The sequence below is a fragment of the Micrococcus sp. HMSC31B01 genome (assembly GCF_001816085.1).
GTDB lineage: Bacteria > Actinomycetota > Actinomycetes > Actinomycetales > Micrococcaceae > Micrococcus > Micrococcus luteus.
The window spans coordinates 1-3,919 of sequence record NZ_KV825123.1 but is presented as its reverse complement, the minus strand read 5'-3'; the positions used below and the strand labels follow the sequence as shown (position 1 = coordinate 3,919).

Here is a 3,919-nt window from a genome sequence, read left to right as displayed (position 1 = left end):
CGGCGCGGACGGGGACGGCGGGCATGCCACGGTGGCGCTCGCCGATGCGGCGCACGCCCTGGCCCTGCCCAACCGGCACCGCATGACGGGCCCGCGCAGCCCCCTGGGCGGGGCCCTGCCCCACTACGGGGTGTATCCGGCGGCCGAGGGCCATGTGGCCGTCGGCGCGCTCGAGCCGCACTTCGCGGCCGCGCTTGTCGAGGGCCTCGGGCTGGACGCGGACGGGGACGTCCGCGCGCAGCTCACCGAGGCCCTCTCCCGGCACGACGCCGCCCACTGGCAGGCATGGGGGGAGGAGCGGGGCATCCCGCTCACCGCCCTGGCCAGCCCCACCGCCTGACCCCCACGACTCAGCACCCCCCTCGAACGACCTCCAGGAGCCCCTCATGACCACCACGGATTCCCGCACCCGCTCGCTGATCGACGTCGACGTCCTCGAGTACCACCGCCTCCTGACGCCCGAGCAGCAGGAGGAGCTCACGGAGATCCGCGCCGCCCTGGCCGAGATCGTCACCCCGCACGTGGCGGAGGCCTGGAGCCGGGACGAGTTCCCGCACGAGATCGCCCGCCGCGTCGGGGAGCTGGGCTACAACCACATCAGCGGCATGACCGAGGACCCGTTGTTCCGCGGGCACCTGATGGCCGAGCTGGCCCGCGCGGACATCTCCCTCAGCGTGTACTTCGCCCTGCACAACGACCTCGTCGGGGCCACCCTGGAGGCCCTGGGCTCGGAGGAGCAGAAGCAGACGTGGCTGCCGGGCCTGTACGCGATGGAGTACACCGGCTGCTTCGCGCTGACCGAGCCGGAGCACGGCTCCGACGTCGCCGGCGGCATGGCCACCACGGCCCGCCGAGAGGGGGACGAGTGGGTGATCAACGGGGCCAAGCGGTGGATCGGCAACGGCACCATGTCCCGCATCGCGATCGTGTGGGCCCGGGACGAGGAGGACGACCAGGTCAAGGGCTTCATCGTGGAGACCGACACCCTCGGCTACGAGGCCACCAAGATCGAGCACAAGACCGCGGTGAAGATCGTCCAGAACGCGGACATCACCTTCACGGACGTGCGCATCCCGGCGGAGAACAAGCTGGAGAAGGCGAACACCTTCGCGGACACCAACGTGATCCTGCTGGGCTCCCGCAACGGCCTGGGCTGGCAGGCCGTGGGCGCGCAGCAGGGCATCCTCGACGCCGCCCGCCGCTACGCGCTGGAGCGCACTCAGTTCGGCCGGCCGATCGCCGGGCATCAGCTGGTGCAGTCCCTGCTCGTGCAGATCGCGGCCAACCTGGCGGCCACCCTGGGCATGGCGCACCGGGCGGTGCAGCTGGAGGCCACCGGCGAGGTGTCCATGACGCAGGCCTCCCTGGTGAAGCTGAAGACCTCCCAGATGTGCCGCGAGTCGGCCGCGCTGGGCCGCCAGATGATGGGCGGCAACGGCATCCTCGCCGACGTCGGGCTCGGCCGGTTCTTCTGCGACGTCGAGGCGATCTTCACGTACGAGGGCACCTACGAGGTGAACTCGCTGATCGTGGGCCGCGGCCTCACCGGTCACTCCGCCTTCCTCTGAACCCCCTCCGACGACCGCCCCACCAGATCAGGAGCCACCGTGACCACCTCCGAGACCCCCGACACCTCCGCGACCACCCACGGCCGGCCCACCGAGCGCCGGGGTCATGTGGCCGAGCTGCTCTCGGCCACCGTGGCCCGGCAGCCGGATGCCGTGGCCCTGCGGATCGGCGAGGCCCGCATGACCTACCGCGAACTGGACCAGGTCACGGCCGCGACGGCCGGCTGGCTGCGCCACCGCGGGGTGGGCCCGGGGGACCGGGTGGCCGTGCTGCTGCCCAACGTCCCGGCCTTCGTGGCGGTCTACGAGGCGCTCATGCGCCTGGGTGCGGTGATGGTGCCGCTCAACCCGCTGTTCACGGCCCGTGAGCTGGAGTACTTCCTCGAGGACTCCGGGGCGCGCGTGCTCTGGGCCATGCCCGGGCTGCCGGCCGTGGACGAGGTGGCCGGGAACGTCGACGTCGAGGTGGTCACCCTGGACCTCGAAGCGGTCGGGCGGGAGTGCGCCGCCGAGGGCATCGCCCCGGTCACGGAGATCACCCTGCGGGACCCCGACGACGACGCCGTCCTGCTCTACACCTCGGGCACTACGGGGCGGCCCAAGGGTGCCCGGCTGACGCACACGAACCTGCGTTCCAACGCCATGGCGACGGCGACCGGCCTGGGCCGGCTCGGCCCGGACGACGTCGTGTTCGCGGCGCTGCCGATGTTCCACGTGTTCGGGCTCTCGGTGGTGCTCAACGGGGCGGTGTTCGCCGGGTCCACCCTGTCCCTGATGCCGCGGTTCGTGCCGGAGGCCGCCTACGACCAGCTGCAGGACCACGGCGTCACGTTCCTGCCCGGCGTGCCCACCATGCACGGGGCGTTCCTCTCCGTGGCCCGGGCCCGCCGTGAGGCCGGGGCCGAGCCGGAGGACTTCTCGCGGCTGCGCATGCCCCTCTCCGGCGGTGCGAGCCTGCCGGTGGAGACGCTGCGCGCGGCGGAGAAGCTGTTCGGCGTGCCCGTGTTGGAGGGCTACGGCCTGTCCGAGAACGCGGGTGCGTGCTTCTTCAACCCCGTGGACGCGCCGACCCGCCCGGGCACCGTGGGCCGGCCGGTGGACGGCTTCGAGTTCCGGATCGTCGCGATGGACGGCACCGAGGTGCCCGAGGAGGACCTCGAGACCTCCGGTGAGCTGCGCATCCGGGGCGAGGGCATCATGGCCGGCTACTGGGGCCGCCCGGAGGACACGGCGGCGGCGTTCGACCAGGACGGCTGGTTCCGCACCGGGGACATCGCCCGCCGGGACGAGGCCGGGTACGTGATGATCGTGGACCGGCTCAAGGACGTGATCATCCGCGGCGGCATGAACGTGTACCCCCGCGAGGTGGAGGAGGTCCTCTACGAGCACCCGGACGTGGTCGAGGCCGCCGTGGTGGGTGTGCCGGACGAGCGGCTGGGCGAGGAGATCGCCGCCTTCGTCTCGCTGGCCCCGGGCAGCGCCGTCACGGGGGAGCAGCTCCAGGCGTTCGCGGCCGAACGGCTGGCCCGCTACAAGCAGCCGCGGGAGGTGACCGTCCTGGACGGGCTGCCGAAGAACGCCACGGGCAAGATCCTGCGCCGCGAGCTGCGTCAGGGGTGAGGGGCGTGTGGCGGTCTGGACACGGGTGGTCTGGTCTGAGTGAGAGGAACGACGGACAGATGGCCTCTCGCTACGCTCCCGGTATGACTCAGCCGCTCGTCCACCCGCCCAAGGCCCAGCCGGGCGACAGGATCGCCGTCGTCTCGCCGTCGTTCGCGGCTCCCGGCTTCGCGCCCGCGGTGCACGAGCAGGCGATGCGCCGCCTGGCCGAGGTGACCGGACTGGTGCCGGTCGAGTACCCCACCACCCGGCAGCTCGGGGCGAGCGCCGAGGACCGGGCGCGGGACCTGAACGCGGCGTTCGCGGACCCCCAGATCCGGGCGGTGATCGCCACGGTAGGCGGGGAGGACCAGATCACCGTGATCGGCCACCTGGACGCGGACGCAGTGCGCGCGGACCCCAAGCCGTTCCTCGGCTACAGCGACAACACCAACCTGCACCAGTGGCTGTGGGCGAACGGCGTGGCGAGCTTCTACGGAGGCTCCACCCAGGTGCACCTGGGGCCGGGGCCGGCTGTGGATGAGGTGCACGCCGCGTCCATGCGGGCCGCCATGCTGACGGGAGGGCGGCTGGAGATCACGGAGCCGGGGGAGTCGGAGGACCACGGCGTCGACTGGCTGGACCCGCGGGCGCTCACCGAGTTCGGCGAGCGGGATCCGGTGCCGTGCCCGCACGACGACGGCGCGCGCGGCGTCGGCGAGGGCGCCTCACCGTGGCGCTGGGCCGGGCCG

The 3,919-nt window shown here is 72.6% G+C and carries 4 protein-coding genes; all 4 read left to right on the top strand.

Translation table 11 applies throughout. The features are described from left to right. Positions 1–340: CoA transferase (locus tag HMPREF3105_RS06450; protein ID WP_210401432.1), on the top strand; the 340-nt coding region annotated here is incomplete at its 5' end. A 46-nt stretch (positions 341–386) separates the two neighbouring features. Next, a complete protein-coding gene (locus tag HMPREF3105_RS06445; RefSeq protein ID WP_069941810.1) occupies positions 387–1,568 on the top strand; it encodes an acyl-CoA dehydrogenase family protein in 1,182 nt (393 codons plus the stop codon). A 39-nt stretch (positions 1,569–1,607) separates the two neighbouring features. Beyond that, positions 1,608–3,188, top strand: a complete 1,581-nt coding sequence (locus HMPREF3105_RS06440) for a long-chain-fatty-acid--CoA ligase (protein WP_223247476.1) — start codon at positions 1,608–1,610, stop codon at positions 3,186–3,188. Between the two features lie 83 nt (positions 3,189–3,271). Then, positions 3,272–3,919 (top strand): LD-carboxypeptidase (locus HMPREF3105_RS06435; protein ID WP_210401431.1); only part of this gene is annotated, 648 nt, incomplete at its 3' end.

Excerpts from the sequence above, each read along its gene's own strand:
- HMPREF3105_RS06445 (WP_069941810.1), top strand. The coding sequence starts at position 387 with ATGACCACCACGGATTCCCGCACCCGCTCGCTGATCGACGTCGACGTC.